Raw genomic sequence first — 346 nt, 5'->3', positions numbered from 1 at the left:
AAAACGATGTCTTTGTCGATAGCAACAACGGTACCTTTAACAATGGCACCTGGGCGAGTTTCAAGCTGTTTTAAACTTTCTTCGAAAAGTTGAGCAAAATTTTCAGTCATAGTGTGATTATTCAAATATTGACATCCACTTAGCAGTCCCGCTAATGTGGGGTTGTTCCAATTGGCTCGACGCATCCTTACATTCGAGCTGTTTCATCATTTATTCTGCAACTGTCCTTGGACATATTGCATAACGTTATCAAGCACTTGGTTGATACTCAGATTAGTAGAGTCCAAAACCAATGCATCTTCAGCCGGCACCAGCGGTGCAACAGAACGATTAGTATCACGTTCGT

1 protein-coding gene is annotated in these 346 nt (G+C 41.6%); it reads right to left on the bottom strand.

The window, feature by feature from the left end; all coding sequences use genetic code 11:
• Positions 1-206: 206 nt before the first annotated feature.
• On the bottom strand, positions 207-346 hold a 140-nt coding region (locus tag J0A66_RS23650), incomplete at its 5' end, for a (d)CMP kinase (RefSeq protein ID WP_206576010.1).

The sequence above is a fragment of the Bowmanella dokdonensis genome, assembly GCF_017254865.1.
Classification (GTDB): Bacteria; Pseudomonadota; Gammaproteobacteria; order Enterobacterales; family Alteromonadaceae; genus Bowmanella; species Bowmanella dokdonensis.
The sequence above is the reverse complement of the archived record's forward strand: the minus strand, read 5'-3'. Positions and strand labels throughout refer to the sequence as shown.